This is a genomic window from Streptomyces sp. NBC_00078, assembly GCF_026343335.1.
Taxonomy (GTDB): Bacteria; Actinomycetota; Actinomycetes; order Streptomycetales; family Streptomycetaceae; genus Streptomyces.
This window is the reverse complement of sequence record NZ_JAPELX010000001.1, coordinates 4596887-4613986: the sequence shown is the minus strand read 5'-3', so window position 1 is coordinate 4613986 and position 17100 is coordinate 4596887. Positions and strand designations below refer to the sequence as shown.

Genomic DNA, 17100 nt, shown 5'->3' with positions numbered 1-17100 from the left:
CAGGCGCACCTGTTTAGCTTGTGGAAAGGCCGGATGTGAACAAGCCATTGCGCCGAATCGCGATCTTCTGCGGAGTTCTCGTCCTGGCGCTGTTGATCCGCGACAACTGGCTTCAGTACGCCCAAGCCGACAAGCTGCGCACCGACCCGGCCAACCGCCGCGTCGCCATCGAGCGCTATGAGAGCCCGCGGGGCGACCTCATCGTCGACGGCGACCCCATAACCGGCTCGGTCGAGAACAAGCACGGCGACTTCAAGTACAAGCGCACCTACAAGAACGGGCCCATGTGGGCCCCGGTGACCGGGTACTCCTCCCAGGCCTTCGACGGCAGCTTCCTCGAGAAGATCGAGGACGGCATCCTCTCCGGCACTGACGACCGGCTCTTCTTCCGCAACACCCTCGACATGATCACGGGCAAGCAGAAGCAGGGCGGCAACGTCGTCACCACGCTCAACGCCGCCGCGCAGAAGGCCGCGTACAACGGCCTCAAGGCCCAGGGCGGCAAGGGCGCCGTCGCCGCGCTCGACCCGTCCACCGGCAAGATCCTGGCGATGGCGTCCTACCCCTCGTACGACCCCTCCGTCTTCGCCGGCAACACCGACGAAGACGGGAAGGCGTGGAAGAACCTGCAGAAGAAGTACAACCCCAACGACCCCATGCTGAACCGGGCGCTGCGCGAGACCTACCCGCCGGGCTCGACCTTCAAGGTGGTCACCGCCGCGGCCGCGCTGCAGAACGGGCTGTACACCTCTGCCGACGAGAAGACCGACTCGCCGCTGCCCTACATCATGAAGGGCACCACGACCGAGCTGAAGAACGAGGGGAACATCCCCTGCAAGGACGCGACCATGCGGATCGCGCTGCGGTACTCCTGCAACACCGTTTTCGGCAAGATCGGCTCCGACCTCGGCAACGACAAGATGCTGGACGAGGCGAAGAAGTTCGGCTTCGACGCGGAGCAGTTCACTCCGGTCCGCTCCAACGCCTCGGTCTTCTCCGACAACATGAACCCCTCGCAGACCGCGCTGTCCTCGATCGGCCAGTTCAACACCGCCGCGACCCCTCTGCAGATGGCGATGGTCGCCTCCGCGGTCGCCAACGACGGCAAGCTGATGAAGCCGTACATGGTCGACAAGCTGCAGGCGCCGAACCTGGACACCCTCCAGCAGACCGACCCGCAGGAGTTGAGCCAGCCCCTGTCGTCGAAGAACGCCCAGATCCTGCAGTCGATGATGGAGACGGTCGTCAAGGAGGGCACCGGCACCAAGGCGCAGATCCAGGGCGCCACCGTCGGTGGCAAGACCGGTACCGCCCAGCACGGCGTGGCGAACAGCGAGAACCCCTACGCCTGGTTCATCTCCTACGCCAAGCTCCCCGACGGCAGCGCCCCGGTCGCCGTGGCCGTGGTGATCGAGGACGACAACGCCAACCGTGACGACATCTCCGGCGGCGGCCTCGCGGCCCCGATCGCGAAGAGCGTGATGGAGGCGGTCATCAACTCCAAGAAGTGACCCCGCTCACGTCCCCTTCACATCGGTGCACGTTGCGATACCGGTCCTGTATCGGGTGACGGGCTTGGCCAGGTCACACAAAGCTATCCGGGTACGGTAGGCCCGGACGGCAGCCTCCGGCCGCACATTCGTGACGGCCGGGACCGACGGAGAGGGCTGGTAGGTAGCTATGGAAGAGCCGCGTCGCCTCGGCGGCCGGTACGAACTGGGCCAGGTGCTCGGTCGTGGTGGCATGGCGGAGGTATACCTCGCGCATGACACCCGCCTCGGGCGCCAGGTGGCGGTGAAGACGCTGCGGGCTGACCTCGCACGCGACCCGTCATTCCAGGCCCGGTTCCGCCGGGAGGCCCAGTCGGCCGCCTCGCTCAACCATCCCGCGATCGTCGCGGTCTACGACACGGGCGAGGACTACATCGACGGGGTCTCGATCCCGTACATCGTGATGGAGTACGTCGACGGTTCCACGCTCCGCGAGCTGCTGCACTCCGGCCGCAAGCTGCTGCCGGAGCGCACACTGGAGATGACCATCGGGATCCTCCAGGCCCTGGAGTACTCGCATCGCAACGGCATCGTCCACCGCGACATCAAGCCGGCCAACGTCATGCTGACGCGCAACGGCCAGGTCAAGGTCATGGACTTCGGCATCGCCCGCGCCATGGGCGACTCCGGTATGACGATGACGCAGACGTCCGCGGTCATCGGCACCGCCCAGTACCTCTCTCCGGAGCAGGCCAAGGGCGAGCAGGTGGACAACCGTTCCGACCTCTACTCGACCGGCTGCCTGCTGTACGAGCTGCTGACGGTCCGCCCGCCCTTCGTGGGCGACTCCCCGGTCGCGGTCGCCTACCAGCACGTGCGGGAAGAGCCGCAGGCTCCGTCCGTCTTCGACCCCGAGATCACGCCGGAGATGGACGCCATCGTCCTGAAGGCACTGGTCAAGGACCCCAACTACCGCTACCAGTCCGCCGACGAGATGCGCATCGACATCGAGGCCTGCCTCGACGGTCAGCCGGTCGCGGCCACGGCAGCGATGGGTTCGGTCGGCTACGGCGGCTACCCGGACGACCAGCCGACCACGGCCCTGCGCTCCACGGACGCCGGCGCCACGTCGATGCTGCCCCCGATGAACCCGGACGAGGGCGGCTACGGCTACGACGACCGCCCCGGCCGCCGCCGCCAGAAGAAGTCCAACACGTCGACGATCCTCCTGGTCGTGGCGGGCGTTCTGGTGCTGGTGGGCGCCATTCTGATCGGGAAGTGGGCGTTCGGGGGCGGGGGCGTCGGGAACGACACCGTGAAGGTGCCGAACCTCGTCAGTCTCAGCCAGGCCGACGCAAAGAATCAGCTGACCAACAGCGACCTCAAGCTGGGCTCGGTCAAGCAGCAGCCCTGTGAGTCCCAGACCAAGGGCAACGTCTGCTCGCAGGACCCTGCCCCCAAGAGCGACGTCAAGAAGAACTCCACGGTCAACCTGGTGGTGTCCACCGGCGCGCCGAAGGTGCAGGTGCCCAGCGTGATCGGCCTGAGCCTCGACGACGCCAAGTCGAAGCTCGAGGGCGACGAGTACCAGTTCAAGGTCGAGACGAAGACGCGTGAGTCCTCGGAGCCGGCGAACCACGTCCTCGACCAGGACCCGATCGGCGGCAAGGAGAGGGAGAAGGGCTCCACCATCACCCTCACCATCGCCAAGGCCCCCGAGACCGTCGCGGTGCCCCCTGTCACCGGCCAGAGCTGCGACGACGCCAAGGCCGCACTACAGGCCGTCGGCCTCAACGGCAACTGTGTGAACACGCCCACCACCGACGACAACCAGGTCAACAAGGTCATCTCGACCAACCCGTCGATCGGTACCCCGGTCAAGAAGAACACCGCGGTGCAGCTCAGCATCGGCCAGAAGCAGCAGCAGACGGCGGTCCCGAACGTTGTTGGACAGAGCGTGAAGGACGCCAAGAAGACCCTGCAGCAGGCCGGCTTCAACAACATCCAGTTCGCCAACGGCAGCGACCAGAGTGACAACGCGTTCGTGGTCCAGCAAGACCCGCAGGCCAATACCCCGGCCAACGACCCCGGAAGCACAACGGTCACCCTCACAACCGTGGGCGGCGGCGGCAACAACGGCGGTAACAACGGCGGCACCAACTTCTTCGGAGGCGTCACCGGAACCTCATAGCAATCGAATACGGATTCTTCCTCCTACGTTGGAGCCTCGGTACAGCTGACTTGTACCGAGGCTCCATTGTTTGTACGGCCCCCTGGGTGAATCCTGCATTCCAACGGCCCTTGAGAGTGATCTACATCACGCGACTACCGCGATGAATGAGTTGTCGTATGATACGAATATTGTTCGACCAACCGCTATTGAAACTGGGGGAAAATTGTCCAAGATACGCCTGTTTTCCACCCTTTCGATGTTGACCATCACTGGTCTCATCGTGACCGCAAATCCAGCGCAGGCTGCCGCGACGGCGGGAGGATGCGCCCCATGGGGAGGGAATGACGGTTGCGCCCAGTGGTTCGCCGACGGTGATTATTTCACCATTTCAGACAACAAGGACGACCACTACGGCGTAACACTGCATGCCGACTACACAGATGGTCACCCCGCTTGGGATTACACCTGGAACGGTGGCGCAGGTACCAGCATCACGCCCCACCAGCCCAACCTCAAAGAGGGCAGTCGGGTTCATTTCTACGTTTGCCTATCAAAGGGTGGCAGTGACGTGAAGTGTGGCGTTTCCCACGAGACGCACGCATAGCCTCAGAACCAGACTATGGAGCAAAAGGCCCGAATTCGCAAGAACTTGATGCGAATTCGGGCCTTTATCTTTACGTCCAAGCCTTGGGAAGGATGTCGTGGGCCTTATAGACACCACTTGTCCCGCGCCTCGAAGAAGCGCGGTCAAAATTCTTCACCCTATTGATGGTTGAACTCCGCTCCGCCCGAACACAGCGAAATTGAGGCGCCAACAGTGTAACTGACAACGAGTGCAGTCCGCGCAGCAATCGTGTCTTCATATGTGACGACTCGTTGATCGGGTGGGGTGGGGTGGGGTCTCAGAGCTCTGCCCTGGCCGTACGGCCACACCACGAACGGAAGGGCAGAACGTGATCAGCGAATCGGCGCTACTGGAGTCCAAGTCCCTGCGCGACAGCGTGCTGGAGCGCACAGACGTACTCGACAGAGTCAAGGCGCTGTCGCTGCTGCCGGACGGGATGCATGTGACTACGGCGATGCTGGCGGCGTACTTCGGCGTGTCCGTCGAGGCAATCCGGCAGCTCAAAGCACGGCATCACGAGGAGCTGTCGATCAACGGAATGGTGACGCTCAAGGGCCACGACCTCGCAGAATTTAAGCGTGACGTCTTGTCACGCTATCCGGGAAGTTATCCACAGCCTCGATCGAGCCTCACTCTCTACGCACGCCGCGCCGTCCTCAACGTCGCCATGCTCCTCCGCGACAGTGATGTGGCCCGCCAAGTCCGCACGTACCTCCTCGACATGGAGTACCTGGCGCGTACGCAACCTGTCGAAGCGTCCGTCGCCCCAGACACCGTCTCCCTCGACGACCGCATCGACCAACGCATCACGCACATCCTCGGCAAGACGGTCGTGCCGATGTTCAACGCCCTGATCGAGACCTCGGGCGAGCACCGCAAGGAGCTGATCGCCCTGCGGACGGGTGTCCAGCGCATCGAGCGACGGCTCCACCAGCACCACGAACGGCTGAAGAGGCTCGAAGGGGTACGAGACGACCGTCCCGCCATCGGAGTCATGGCGGCCATGGACGCCATGCACGGTCGCGTGTTCGAGCACCACATCGCCAAACTGCTGATCCGCGACGGATGCACCAATGTCGTCGTACAAGGAGGTCAGGGCGACCGAGGCGTCGACATCATCGGAATCACGGCAGATGGACGACGTCTCGTCGTCCAGTGCAAGAGGCGCGCGCCCTATCTCTGCATCAGTAGCCCAGACGTCCAGAAGTTCGTCGGGTCGGCGAAAGTTCTGTACAGCGCGGAAGTGGCACTCTTCGTGGCAACGTGCCCGTTCACACCCGAGGCCCTGAAGATTGCCGCCGAGACCGGGATCACCGCCGTACACCGCGGGATGCTGGAGGAGTGGAGCGCCGGGGAACCGCTGAAGGTCCTGGAGTAGGCACGGCGTGACGCGATAAGGCCCGAAGCCGCAAAGGATGGTTGCGGCTTCGGGCCTTCGCCATGCTAGAGGACTGAGGTCCTTCCAGGACCCGAGTCACCTCACCGCAGTTCCTTCGGCGGCGTCCTCTTACCGTCCACCTTGTCCACCCGCGCCAACTCCCCCCACACCACATACCGGTACCGGGACGTGTACACCGGCGTGCACGTCGTCAGCGTGATGTAGTGCCCGGCCTTCTTCTTCCCTGACTCCTTCGGGACCTGCGACAGGACCTTCACGTTGTACTTCGAGGTTTCGTCGAGGATGTCGTACACCTTGTAGACGTACCACTTGTCCTTCGTCTCGAAGACGATCGGGTCGCCCTTCCTCAGCTTGTCGATGTTGTGGAACTTCGCGCCGTGGCCGTCCCGGTGGGCGGCCAGGGTGAAGTTGCCCTTCTTGCCGGTCGTCGGGAGCATCGCCTTGACCGGGTCCATGTAGTAGCCGGCCACACCGTCGTTGAGGACGTTCGTCGAGGTGCCCTTCTCGACCAGGACCACGCCGTTCTTCATGGCGGGGACGTGCAGGAAGCCGATGCCGTTCCCGGTGTTCAGTGCGCCGGGTCCGGTGTCCTGGTGGGCCCAGGTGTCGCGGACCTTGTCGCCCTGCTTGTCCGCCTCACGGTCGGCGACGACGTTCGTCCACCAGAGGGAGTAGACGACGAACAGGCCGAGGACCAGGCCCGCCGTGATGAGGAGTTCGCCGAAGACACTCACCGCCATCGCGATACGGCCGGGCCGCCGGCGCCGCTGCGCCAGCGGCCCCGACATGTCCGCGTGCCCCTGAGTGTCGTCGGTGGTCGCTGCCACTTTCATTCGCCCCTACTCGACGAGCGCATCCGGCTTGCCCTTGCTGCGCGGCCGTTCCTCGACCATCTTGCCCCAGACGATCAACCGGTACTTACTGGTGAACTCCGGAGTACAGGTCGTCAGCGTGATGTACCGGCCGGGCCCCGTGAAACCCGACTGCGGCGGCACGGGACCAATCACGCTGGTGTTGCTCGGCGACGTCACCGGCAGCACTGACGTCATCTTGTACACGTAGTACTTGTCCTGCGTCTCAACGACGACCTCGTCGCCCTTCTTGAGCTTGTTGATGTACCGGAATGGCTCGCCGTGCGTGTTCCGGTGCCCGGCGAGCGCGAAGTTGCCGGTCTTCGCGCCGGGCATCGCCGTCTTGAGCTTGCCCTCGCTGTAGTGGCCGACCATGCCCTTGTCGAGCACCTTCTTGTTGCTGACGCCCTCGGCGATCGGCACGACCACGTCCAGCTCGGGGATGTGGAGGATCGCGAAGCCCTGGCCCGGTTCGAAGGTGCCCGGAGCGCGCTTGCCGCTGGCCCAGTCGTTCTGGAGGGTGCTGGTCTCCTTGTCCGCGGCCGCATGTGCCCGGACGTTCGTCCACCACAGCTGGTAGGTGACGAACAGCAGCATCAGTACGCCGGTGGTGATGAACACCTCACCGATCGCGCGGCTCGCGACGACAGCCGGGCTCGCCTTGCGCGCGCGTGCCTGCCGGCGGGCCTCGACGCGCGACAGCGGCGTCCGGGAGGCATCGGCGGACGCCTCCTCGGCGCCTTCCTCCAAAGCATCCGACGTCGTACGAGTGCCCCCATGGCGCCCGTGACGGCGCTTGGCGGCCTTTCTCCGGGCCGCTCGGCCGCCCGGGGTGGTTCCTGTGGCAGCAGCGGCAGTTGAGGCGCCAGAGGGCGGTATGGAGCCGTCCGGCGGCGGGTCCGGTATCCGCAGGGCCACCGTCTCGTCGTCGATCGGCGGCAGGAACTGCTGCGTCTCGGCGGGCGGTACGTACGGCTCTTGGGCGGGGGATGCGTACGGCTGCTCCTGCGCCGCGTACGCCCCGTGCTGCCCCGCCGGACCGGCACCCCACTCCTCGTACGGACCGGACGCCTCGAACGCGCCGGACGCCTCGTACGGCTCCTGCCCGTACGAGGCGCCGGACTCGCGCTCGGGGCGCAGCGCGGTCACGCCGTGGCCCTGCCCACCACCGGGGCGAGCCCCGTCGACCTCGCCACGGCACCCTGGTCGCCGCACTCCACCAGCCAGTTGGCCAGCATCCGGTGGCCGTGCTCGGTCAGCACCGACTCGGGATGGAACTGCACGCCCTCGACCGGGAGTTCACGGTGCCGCAGCCCCATGATGATCCCGTCGTGTGTGCGGGCGGTCACCTCCAGCTCGGCCGGCACCGTCTCCGGCTCCGCGGCCAGCGAGTGGTAGCGCGTCGCCGTGAACGGCGAGGGCAGACCGGCGAAGACGCCCCTGCCCCCGTGCTCGACCAGCGAGGTCTTGCCGTGCAGCAACTCGGGGGCACGATCCACCACACCGCCGTACGCCACCTGCATCGACTGCATGCCGAGGCAGACGCCGAAGACCGGCACCGACGTCGCGGCGCAGTGCCGCACCATCTCGATGCAGACGCCCGCCTCCTGAGGCGTACCCGGGCCCGGTGAGAGCAGCACACCGTCGAAGCCGTCCTGGGCGTGCGACGTCGACACCTCGTCGTTGCGCAGCACCTCGCACTCGGCGCCCAGCTGGTACAGGTACTGGACGAGGTTGAAGACGAAGCTGTCGTAGTTGTCGACGACGAGAATCCGTGCACTCACTGGTTGTCCACCGTCACATCGTTGAAGGGCAGCAGCGGCTCGGCCCACGGGAAGACGTACTGGAAGAGGACATAGACCACCAGCAGGGCCAGCGCGAGCGAGATCAGCGCCTTCACCCAAACGTTCCCCGGCAGATGCCGCCAGATCCAGCCGTACATGCCGTCCCTTCCGTTCCACCACGGCACCGGACTCACGCCGTACCCGCACCAGACTAACGGCGCAGCGCCGCTGGTTTCCCGGCCTCCACAGGCTGTGTGGAATCCAGGTGTGCCCACACGATCAGCCGGTGGCTGTGCCCCCACTCCGGATCGCACGTGGTCAGCGTCAGATAGCGGCCGTCCTGCGTATACCCCGACTTACGTGGCACAGGGTCGATCACCTCAACGTCCGTCGGTACGGTTTTGTAGGGCCCTTTGTCGATCCGATACGTGAACCAGGTGGTCCCGTCGGTCAGCACCACCGCGTCGCCGGGCCGCAGCGCGGGGAAGTCCACGAACGGATCGCCGTAGGTGCGCCGGTGCCCGGCGACCGCGAAGTTGCCCTCCTGGCCCAGCTGGGCGGTGTTCGCGTAGTGACCGAGCCCCTTCTTCAGCGTGCTCACGGCGGTGTTCTCGAGCACGGGCTTGTTCCACGTGAAACCAAGCCGAGGGATGTACATGATCGCGAAGGGCTTGCCCGCGACGTACGGCGCCGGCTTCCGGGCGCCGGCCGGCGTACCGGGCACGGCCGTGGCCGTGGGTTGTGCCGTCTGCTTCGCCCACTGGCCCTGCAGGACATCGATCTGGTGGTTCATCGCGCCGTCCGCCCGCACACCGGTCCAGAACAGTACATAGACGACGAAGAGGACAATCAACGTGCCCACGGTGATGCAGAGTTCGCTGACGGTCCTGACGACGACGCGCACCGGCAGCTCCCGAAACGGCTCAGATCACTCCACGGGCTGGGCGTAGTGCAGATCCACTGTGCCCGAGTAGCCGGGCAGAGTCACCGTCCCGTCCTGGGTGACTTTCCAGCCGAGGCCGTACACATTCACGTAGACCATGTAGTTCTGGATCGCCTTCGAGGCAGAGAGCGCCTGGTTCAGCTTGTCGGGGTCACCGACCGCCGTGATCTTGTACGGCGGTGAGTACACGCGGCCCTGGAGAATCAGGGTGTTGCCCACACAGCGCACGGCGCTGGTGGAGATCAGCCGCTGGTCCATCACCTTGATGCCCTTGGCGCCGCCCTGCCACAGGGCGTTCACCACCGCCTGCAGATCCTGCTGGTGAATGACCAGGTAGTCGGGCTGCGGTTCGGGGTAGCCGGGAAGCTTGGCGGTGGCATCCGGCGGGGCGTCGTTGAGCGTGACGGTCATCGCCTCGCCCTTCAGCTTCTGCGTGCCCGCGTTCTTCTCCAGGCCGTTGAGCTTCTTGTCCTCCGCCACGGTGCTGCCGTCGTCGCGCTCGGCGAAGGACTCGACCTGGTCACGGACCGAGCCGTTGGACGCGTCCAGTTCGCCGTTCTTGCGGCTGCGCTCCTGGATGAGGTCGGAAAGCTTCAGCAAGGACGTGTCCGTGCGGATGTTGGTGCCCTTGGCCGTATTGAAACTGGTGAAGAAAATGAGCCCCGCGAGGGCGAAGACGGCCACCGTGAGCACCCGTACGGGCCGGAAACCCTGTCTGCGGTCAGGGCTGGATCCGGCCTGGGGGGAGTCGGCAGAATTGCTCAACGTACCCTTATCTCCTTCGGCGCCGCGGAAGCACTACGCTAACGGACGCCCGGGGGAGCACTAAGAGTCCCCTTGTACGCTGCTCCGGAGCCAGTCACAGTCCCCTGCGCGGCCACGCAGCGCATCGACAGGAGAGACCCTCGTGCCGAAGTCACGTATCCGCAAGAAGGCCGACTACACGCCGCCGCCGGCGAAGCAGGCGACCAGCATCAAGCTGAACAGCCGCGCCTGGGTCGCACCAGTGATGCTGGCCATGTTCCTCATCGGGCTGGCCTGGATCGTCGTCTTCTACGTCACGGACGGCTCACTGCCCATCGACCAGCTGGACAACTGGAACATCGTGGTCGGCTTCGGCTTCATCGCCGCTGGATTCGGTGTCTCCACCCAGTGGAAGTAAGCCCTGCGTAAGAGCGACACCTCGGTGACCATAGCTCTGCCCAGGGCTATCCGCTGAGTTATCCACAGCCCAGAGAAATATCCACAAGGCCCCTGGGGATAAAGAACGACGATCTGTGGATAACCAGTCGGGCGTTGACACCGGTACGACCATCTCAACACTCTTCGCAAGCTTGTTCGCCCCCTGCCTGACCTGCGCAAACACGGGTCAGTGACAGGGGGCACAGCTGTTCCCGCAGCTCATGCACAAGATTCGCCACCCGCTGTGGACAACCGGGTACGTCAGGTGAGCTGAGCCGTCCTGACCAGCGTCAGGACCACGACAACCACCAGGACGAGAGCACAGGTGCCGTACTGCACCAGGGCGCGGTGTTTCCGTGGGGCATGCACCATCCCGTAGCCCGTGATCAGGCCGGCGACGAGGCCGCCGATGTGGGCCTGCCAGGAGATGTTGTTCATGCCGAAAGTGAAGATCAGGTTGATCACCAGCAGCGCGATGATCGGCCGCAGGTCGTAGTTGAGCCGGCGCATGAGGACCGCGGTGGCCCCGAACAAGCCGAAGATCGCGCCGGAGGCACCGAGCGTGGCCGTGGTCGGTGAGGCCAGCAGATAGGCCAGGGTGCTGCCCGCCAGGCCTGAGACGAAGTAGAGCGAGAGGTAGCGGGCACGGCCTAGGGCCGCTTCGAGGGGACCGCCGAGCCACCACAGGCTGAGCATGTTGAAGCCGATGTGCCAGATCTCCTGATGCGTGAACATCGAGGTCACCAGGCGGTACCACTCACCCTCGGCAACGCCCTGGGTGGCGTTGAACGGGGCAGGGGGCCATTCGCCGATGAGGACGAGGTGGTCCAGCAGCGAACTGCGCACGTGCACGGCGATGAAGACCGCGATGTTGATCCCGATGAGGATCTTGGTGAACAGGCGCGGGTCGGCGGCGACACTGCCGCCCGCGAGGGTGCGCGGGCGGGAGGCGGCCGACGGGTGTCCGGTGCGGGAGTCACCGCGGGCGCATTCGGGGCACTGGAAGCCGACCGAGGCGTTGACCATGCACTCGGGGCAGATCGGGCGCTCGCAGCGGGTGCAGCGGATGCCGGTCTCGCGGTCGGGGTGGCGATAGCAGCCGGGCACGCTCTGGGCATGCGGGGGTCCCTGGTCATCCGGGCCCTGTGGGCTGCCTGGCGCCTGGTCCATGAGTTCCCCTAGGTCGACGTACGAGGGCCGCGCGCAAAAGCACCGCCCCGCTCATCTTTACGGATGGGCGGGGCGTTTGGTTCCTGCCGTGCGGGGACTCAGCCCTCGCGGGTCTCGACGACGACCGATTCGATGACGACGTCGTTGAGCGGGCGGTCGGTGCGCGGGTTGGTCTGCGCCGTGGCGATGGCGTCGATCACCTTCTGGCTCGCGGCGTCGGTGACCTCACCGAAGATCGTGTGCTTGCGGTTCAGCCACGTCGTGGGGGACACGGTGATGAAGAACTGCGAGCCGTTGGTGCCCGGACCAGCGTTGGCCATGGCCAACAGGTAAGGCCTGTTGAAGGAGAGGTCGGGGTGGAACTCGTCCTCGAACTGGTAGCCGGGGCCGCCGGTGCCGTTGCCCAGCGGGTCCCCGCCCTGGATCATGAATCCGCTGATCACCCGGTGGAAGACCGTGCCGTCGTAGAGCTTGTCCGTGGACTTGTGGCCCGTCTCGGGGTTGACCCACTCACGCTCGCCCGTGGCGAGCTCGACAAAGTTTCGGACCGTCTTGGGCGCGTGGTTCGGCAGAAGCCGGATGTCGATGTCGCCGTTGTTGGTCTTCAGGGTGGCGTAAAGCTGCTCAGCCACGATGTGCCTTCCGTTGTCTTCCTGTGGTTCCCGATCCTTGCACGGTCCACGTGACCCGTCCCGGGCGCCTGTCTATGAGGGCGTATACGGGGAAGTCGTTCGCAGAAAACCCGGCGAGTACGTCCGGGCCGGGGGCGCTCGGCGACGATCCGTGGCATTGTCGACGACAAGCGCCTGTTGCCCCGTATTCATCCTCTATTGGACTTGATCGACACTTGATCAGATTTTGATCGGAGATGGTTCGGAGTCGGTATGCATGACCCGGATGCCCGCCCTCACATGCCCCGGGGTCTGTTGACAGGCATGATCCGTAAAAGGGTGGAAAGTCGAAATACCGTACGCCACCGAGGAGGAGGAAACCCGTGACCCGCATCGACAGCGTGCGCGCCGCGACCGGTTCGGCGAAGGACAGCGTGCTGCACGCCGCGGAAGTGGTGGCGCCCTACGCCGACACGGCCAAGGACAGGGCCTCGCACTACGCACACGAGGCACGCGTACGGCTCGCGCCGAAGGTGTCGCAGGCCGCCGATCAGGCCCGCGTCCAGTACGACGCGCATGTCATGCCGCGCCTGGAGCAGGCCCTTACGTATGTGCCGCCGAAGGTCGACCAGGCCGCCCATGAAGCCGCGATCCGTACCCGCCAGGCCGCACGGCAGGCCGCCGACTATTCCCGGCCGAGGCTGGAGCAGGCCGTGGCCGCGACCGGGCCCGTCAGGGAAGAGGCCACCGCGCGCGGTGTCGCCGCACTGGCCGCACTGCGCGGTCAGGTCTCACCGAAGGAGATCCAGAAACTGGTGCGCAAGCACGAGCGGCGAGCGAGGGCCGGTCGTGCCGCGAAGGTTCTGCTGGTGGTCGGCGCGCTCGCCGGCGGTGCCTTCGCCGCTTGGAAGTGGTGGGACAAGCAGGCCAACCCGGACTGGCTGGTCGAACCGCCCGCAGCTACGGAGGTTCCGGAGTCGAGCCGGCTGACCTCTGTGGACGGCAGCGGTCAGTCGGTGCTCGACCCGGAGGTGCAGGCCAAGCAGGCCGAGGAAGAGGCCGCTCAGCGCGACGACGGCCGGTGAGGTCCTGCGTACCCAACTACACGGTGGGGCGGGAGACTTGAGAGTCTCCCGCCCCACCTGTGTTTCACGTGGAACGTGACAGCCGACAGCCGCTTGCCGTGCAAACGGGCCTGTTGTCTCGCGTATCGGCTGGGCCAAAAACAGACCGATCGGTTTCTTTTACTCCGGAAAGCTGTGCCCCACACCATGTGGCTCACATCACCCCAGGTGGGAGCTGCGGCTGAGAGAGGCGGTAATCCGCCCTCGCCCACCGCAGGGAGGCCTTACGGAAACAGACCGGGTGGTTCGCTAGAGTTGGTAGAGAAAGCACGTGTCGGAGGGGAAGAAATGGCCAAGCAGGCTCGCGCGCTGCAGACCCGGCGCTCGATCGTGGAAGCCGCGGCGAGTGTGTTCGCCGAGTACGGCTACGAACGCGCGGCTACCTCGGAGATCCTGCGCCGTGCGAACGTCACCAAGGGCGCGATGTACTTCCACTTCCCCTCCAAGGAGTCGCTCGCCCAGGCGATCATGGACGAGCAGACCGGCCTGGTGAGCGTGGAGCCTCGGCTCTCCCCCCTGCAGTCGATCATCGACATCACGCACCAGTTCGCCCATGTGCTGCGCCACGACGCCCTCGCGAGAGCTGGGACACGGCTGTCCATCGAGGGCGTCTTCTTCAACGGCACGCATCCGTGGGGCGATTGGTTCGACCTCACCACCCGGCTGCTGGCCGAGGGGCAGAAGCAGGGCGAAGTGCTCCCTCAGGTCGTCCCCAGGGAGACGGCCGAGTTCGTCGTCGCCACCTTCACCGGCGTCCAGTTGGTGTCCGAGGCCATCAACCGACGGACCGACCTGCACGGGCGCGTGGCCGTGATGTGGCGTCACATCCTGCCGTCCATCGCCCATCCGGCCACCATCGTCCGCCTACGCCCGGAAGGCGTCACCGACCCGGCGACCACGACCACCCGGGACGACTCCCGAACCGAGGCCGAGGTAGGCGCCGGAGCCGGCACCGGCTGAGGACGCCCGTCCACCACTCACCAAAATCACCCTGGCTCAGGCACCGAGCGGACGGACAGTGCAGGCGGACGGTGCGGGCGGGCGGACCTGCGGATCACACCCTCGAACGTCACTGTCCGCTCCGCGACCGGTGTGCTGTCGGCGGGCCGCAAAAAGCCCCTCCCATCTGTGTTTCCACAGGTAGGAGGGGCTTTTCGATGTGGAGCCTAGGGGAGTCGAACCCCTGACATCTGCCATGCAAAGACAGCGCTCTACCAACTGAGCTAAGGCCCCGAAAGCGGAGCATCCCCCGGATAAACCGCGTACCGGTGGGCGCCGGAGACCAGAGTACCGGGTCACCCCCGGGATCTCGCAAAAAGATTGGGGGTCCCCGTGAACGACCACTCTCCGTAAGATGCTCGGCGTGGTTCGCTACAGCGAACCACAGTACTTGGGGAAGCGATGGGGAGACGCAATGGACGCCGCACAGCAGGAAGCCACCGCAAGAGCGCGGGAACTGCAGCGGAACTGGTACGGGGAGCCACTGGGGGCGCTCTTCCGTAAGCTCATAGAAGACCTCGGGCTCAATCAGGCCCGTCTTGCGGGGGTGCTGGGCCTGTCCGCTCCGATGCTGTCACAGCTCATGAGCGGCCAGCGGGCGAAGATCGGCAACCCGGCAGTCGTACAGCGGGTGCAGCTGCTGCAGGACCTGGCGGGACAGGTCGCGGACGGCAGCGTGAGCGCGGCCGAGGCCACGGAGCGCATGGAAGAGATCAAAAAGTCCCAGGGGGGATCGGTGCTCAGCAACACCACGACCACGACGAGCAGTTCGGGAGCGCCCACGGTCAAGCGGGTGGTTCGCGAGATCCAGTCGCTGCTGCGCTCGGTCGCCGCCGCGGGCGACATAATCGACGCCGCGGACAGCCTCGCCCCGAGCCACCCGGAGCTGGCAGAGTTCCTCCGGGTGTACGGCGCCGGCCGCACCTCCGACGCCGTCACGCACTACCAGTCCCACCAGAGCTGACCCCGCTGCCCGGTCGCCGAAGGGGGTTCGGCAGCCGGGTCGACGGCCGAGGAGTGCCGCTGGGGTTCGTATCACTCATCACACTCGTCGAGGAACGGCGCGAGGGGGAGTCGTAACACCCGTCGAGGGGCAGGCAAGGGGGGGTAGCCGAAGGGGGAGGTGCGACGCACAGCCATGGGTGAGGTCTTCGCCGGCCGGTACGAACTGGTCGACCCGATCGGACGCGGAGGAGTCGGCGCCGTCTGGCGTGCCTGGGACCACCGCCGCCGCCGCTATGTGGCGGCCAAGGTCCTGCAGCAGCGCGACGCGCACTCCCTGCTGCGCTTCGTCCGCGAACAGGCCCTTCGTATCGATCACCCCCATGTGCTCGCGCCCGCCAGCTGGGCCGCCGACGACGACAAGGTTCTGTTCACCATGGATCTCGTCGCCGGCGGTTCGCTGGCCCATCTCGTCGGGGACTACGGCCCCCTGCCGCCGGCCTTCGTCTGCACCCTGCTCGACCAGCTCCTGTCGGGGCTGTCGGCGGTGCACGGAGAAGGCGTCGTGCACCGTGACGTCAAGCCCGCCAATGTTCTCCTGGAAGCCACCGGCACGGGCCGGCCGCGACTGCGGCTGTCGGACTTCGGCATCGCCATGCGGCTGGGCGAGCCCCGGCTGACGGAGACCAACCTCGTGGTGGGGACGCCGGGTTATCTCGCGCCCGAGCAGATGCTGGGCGCGGAACCGGACTTCCCCGCGGACCTGTTCGCCGTGGGGTTGGTCGCGCTGTATCTGCTGGAGGGCGCCAAGCCTGACGCCAAGGCGCTCGTGCAGTACTTCGCGGCGCACGGGACGCCGAGCGCGCCCAAGGGCATCCCAGAGCCGCTGTGGCAGGTCGTGGCCACGCTGCTGCAGCCGGACCCGCAAGCGCGGTTCCGCACGGCCACGGGCGCACGCAAGGCGCTCGCCTCCGCCACGGAGCTGCTCCCGGAGCCCGGCCCCGACGACGAACTGATCGAGGTCTTCGACCAACTCGGGCCCCTCCCATCGGGGTTCGCGCCCACCGGCCCCCTCAAGCCCGCACCGGGGGTGGGGGCGAGGGGTGAGGCGGATACCGCGGGGACCGGTGCAAGTGGGGCTCAGTCGTGGTCCGTTGAGCCGGAGTCGTCCTCGCGGCTGTCCGCGCCGAGCGCAACCCCCGTGCCGTCCACGGGTGTCACACCAACGCCCGACCCCCGTCAGGGCACCGGGCACCGACCGGAACCGTCCCTCCCCACGCAGTCGCCCAGCATGTCGGACACCGGCAGCTTCCACCTGCCGCCGCCGCAGGCCACCGGCTCCTCCGCCCGAACTCCCGCTCCACAGACACCGACGCCCCACGCACAGGAGCAGCCCCACCAGGACAGCGGCCGGCAACAGCCCGCCTACGTCTCCCCCCACGACCCCACGCATGCACTGCCCTCCCCCCGAACGCGCGCACCACTGCACCCCGGCCAGGCCCTGCCCCAGCCGCACCAACGCGCTGATGCCTTTACTGCTACGTACACCGCCCAGGCCCCGCAGGTTCCGCCTTCTGCGCAGGGAATCCTGCAGGAGACCACGCGCCGCCACCGCCGCGCACGCCGTACCGGCCCACCCGCGAAGGTGGCGATCCCGCTCCTGCTTCTCGCGCTGGCCTGCTATGCCGTGGGGTTCTGGGCGCTGACCCGCGTCTGAACCGTCCACCGGACTCCGACCCGCGAGACGAACCGCCTCCTCGGGCCCCTGGTCCGCGAGACGAACCGCCCCCATCGAGCCCTGGCCCGC

General features: G+C 66.2%; 17 protein-coding genes and 1 tRNA gene. 9 read left to right on the top strand and 9 right to left on the bottom strand.

The window, feature by feature from the left end; genetic code table 11:
• Nucleotides 1–35 precede the first annotated feature (35 nt).
• From OOK07_RS21655 to OOK07_RS21640, 4 genes are all read left to right on the top strand, one after another.
• Nucleotides 36–1511, top strand: coding sequence for a peptidoglycan D,D-transpeptidase FtsI family protein (locus OOK07_RS21655; protein WP_266798025.1), 1476 nt, complete (start codon nt 36–38; stop codon nt 1509–1511).
• Nucleotides 1512–1680: 169 nt separating this feature from the next.
• The gene (gene pknB, locus OOK07_RS21650; RefSeq protein ID WP_266798023.1) at nt 1681–3681 is read left to right on the top strand and encodes a Stk1 family PASTA domain-containing Ser/Thr kinase; all 2001 of its coding nucleotides are present in this window, start codon (nt 1681–1683) and stop codon (nt 3679–3681) included.
• A gap of 142 nt (nt 3682–3823) precedes the next feature.
• Nucleotides 3824–4267, top strand: coding sequence for a hypothetical protein (locus tag OOK07_RS21645; protein WP_266798021.1), 444 nt, complete (start codon nt 3824–3826; stop codon nt 4265–4267).
• 349 nt (nt 4268–4616) lie between these two features.
• Nucleotides 4617–5666 carry a restriction endonuclease gene (locus tag OOK07_RS21640; RefSeq protein ID WP_266798019.1) on the top strand — a complete coding sequence of 350 codons (1050 nt, stop codon included), beginning with the start codon at nt 4617–4619 and terminating at the stop codon, nt 5664–5666.
• Nucleotides 5667–5767: 101 nt separating this feature from the next.
• Here the strand turns inward: OOK07_RS21640 and OOK07_RS21635 are convergent, their stop codons facing one another.
• Genes OOK07_RS21635 through OOK07_RS21610 form a run of 6 tightly spaced genes read right to left on the bottom strand, consistent with a single transcriptional unit; the run spans nt 5768 to nt 10030 of the window.
• A complete protein-coding gene (locus OOK07_RS21635) occupies nt 5768–6514 on the bottom strand; it encodes a class E sortase (protein WP_406312125.1) in 747 nt (248 codons plus the stop codon).
• Nucleotides 6515–6526: 12 nt separating this feature from the next.
• Nucleotides 6527–7687, bottom strand: a complete 1161-nt coding sequence (locus OOK07_RS21630) for a class E sortase (RefSeq protein ID WP_266682438.1) — start codon at nt 7685–7687, stop codon at nt 6527–6529.
• Nucleotides 7684–8322, bottom strand: a complete 639-nt coding sequence (locus tag OOK07_RS21625; RefSeq protein ID WP_266682437.1) for an aminodeoxychorismate/anthranilate synthase component II — start codon at nt 8320–8322, stop codon at nt 7684–7686. The genes OOK07_RS21630 and OOK07_RS21625 overlap by 4 nt, the downstream gene beginning before the upstream one ends.
• Nucleotides 8319–8516 carry a hypothetical protein gene (locus tag OOK07_RS21620; RefSeq protein WP_266798017.1) on the bottom strand — a complete coding sequence of 66 codons (198 nt, stop codon included), beginning with the start codon at nt 8514–8516 and terminating at the stop codon, nt 8319–8321. The genes OOK07_RS21625 and OOK07_RS21620 overlap by 4 nt, the downstream gene beginning before the upstream one ends.
• Before the next feature lie 17 nt (nt 8517–8533).
• Nucleotides 8534–9226, bottom strand: coding sequence for a class E sortase (locus OOK07_RS21615; protein WP_266798015.1), 693 nt, complete (start codon nt 9224–9226; stop codon nt 8534–8536).
• Between the two features lie 24 nt (nt 9227–9250).
• Nucleotides 9251–10030, bottom strand: a complete 780-nt coding sequence (locus tag OOK07_RS21610; RefSeq protein ID WP_266682435.1) for a DUF881 domain-containing protein — start codon at nt 10028–10030, stop codon at nt 9251–9253.
• 142 nt (nt 10031–10172) lie between these two features.
• Here OOK07_RS21610 and crgA point away from each other — a divergent pair, with 142 nt between their 5' ends.
• Nucleotides 10173–10427, top strand: a complete 255-nt coding sequence (gene crgA / locus OOK07_RS21605; RefSeq protein WP_266682434.1) for a cell division protein CrgA — start codon at nt 10173–10175, stop codon at nt 10425–10427.
• A 281-nt stretch (nt 10428–10708) separates the two neighbouring features.
• Here crgA and OOK07_RS21600 read toward each other — a convergent pair whose 3' ends face one another.
• On the bottom strand, nt 10709–11617 hold the full coding sequence (locus OOK07_RS21600) for a rhomboid family intramembrane serine protease (RefSeq protein ID WP_266682433.1): 909 nt from the start codon (nt 11615–11617) through the stop codon (nt 10709–10711).
• Between the two features lie 98 nt (nt 11618–11715).
• Nucleotides 11716–12249, bottom strand: a complete 534-nt coding sequence (locus OOK07_RS21595) for a peptidylprolyl isomerase (RefSeq protein WP_266682432.1) — start codon at nt 12247–12249, stop codon at nt 11716–11718.
• 362 nt (nt 12250–12611) lie between these two features.
• Between OOK07_RS21595 and OOK07_RS21590 the strand changes: the two genes are divergently transcribed.
• Both OOK07_RS21590 and OOK07_RS21585 read left to right on the top strand, forming a co-directional pair.
• Nucleotides 12612–13313 carry a DUF5324 family protein gene (locus OOK07_RS21590; protein ID WP_266682431.1) on the top strand — a complete coding sequence of 234 codons (702 nt, stop codon included), beginning with the start codon at nt 12612–12614 and terminating at the stop codon, nt 13311–13313.
• Between the two features lie 327 nt (nt 13314–13640).
• On the top strand, nt 13641–14312 hold the full coding sequence (locus OOK07_RS21585; RefSeq protein WP_405671346.1) for a ScbR family autoregulator-binding transcription factor: 672 nt from the start codon (nt 13641–13643) through the stop codon (nt 14310–14312).
• Nucleotides 14313–14512: 200 nt separating this feature from the next.
• On the opposite strand, the gene OOK07_RS21580 is transcribed toward OOK07_RS21585, so the two are convergent.
• Nucleotides 14513–14585, bottom strand: a tRNA-Ala gene (locus OOK07_RS21580).
• 181 nt (nt 14586–14766) lie between these two features.
• Between OOK07_RS21580 and OOK07_RS21575 the strand changes: the two genes are divergently transcribed.
• Both OOK07_RS21575 and OOK07_RS21570 read left to right on the top strand, forming a co-directional pair.
• Nucleotides 14767–15315 (top strand): helix-turn-helix domain-containing protein, encoded by a 549-nt coding sequence (locus tag OOK07_RS21575; RefSeq protein WP_266517853.1) that lies wholly within the window; start codon nt 14767–14769, stop codon nt 15313–15315.
• 174 nt (nt 15316–15489) lie between these two features.
• A complete protein-coding gene (locus OOK07_RS21570; protein ID WP_266801996.1) occupies nt 15490–17010 on the top strand; it encodes a serine/threonine-protein kinase in 1521 nt (506 codons plus the stop codon).
• The last annotated feature ends 90 nt before the right edge of the window (nt 17011–17100 follow it).

Excerpts from the sequence above, each read along its gene's own strand:
- OOK07_RS21575 (WP_266517853.1), top strand. The coding sequence starts at position 14,767 with ATGGACGCCGCACAGCAGGAAGCCACCGCAAGAGCGCGGGAACTGCAG.
- OOK07_RS21600 (WP_266682433.1), bottom strand. The coding sequence starts at position 11,617 with ATGGACCAGGCGCCAGGCAGCCCACAGGGCCCGGATGACCAGGGACCC.
- OOK07_RS21585 (WP_405671346.1), top strand. The coding sequence starts at position 13,641 with ATGGCCAAGCAGGCTCGCGCGCTGCAGACCCGGCGCTCGATCGTGGAA.
- OOK07_RS21570 (WP_266801996.1), top strand. The coding sequence starts at position 15,490 with ATGGGTGAGGTCTTCGCCGGCCGGTACGAACTGGTCGACCCGATCGGA.
- pknB (WP_266798023.1), top strand. The coding sequence starts at position 1,681 with ATGGAAGAGCCGCGTCGCCTCGGCGGCCGGTACGAACTGGGCCAGGTG.
- OOK07_RS21645 (WP_266798021.1), top strand. The coding sequence starts at position 3,824 with ATGAATGAGTTGTCGTATGATACGAATATTGTTCGACCAACCGCTATT.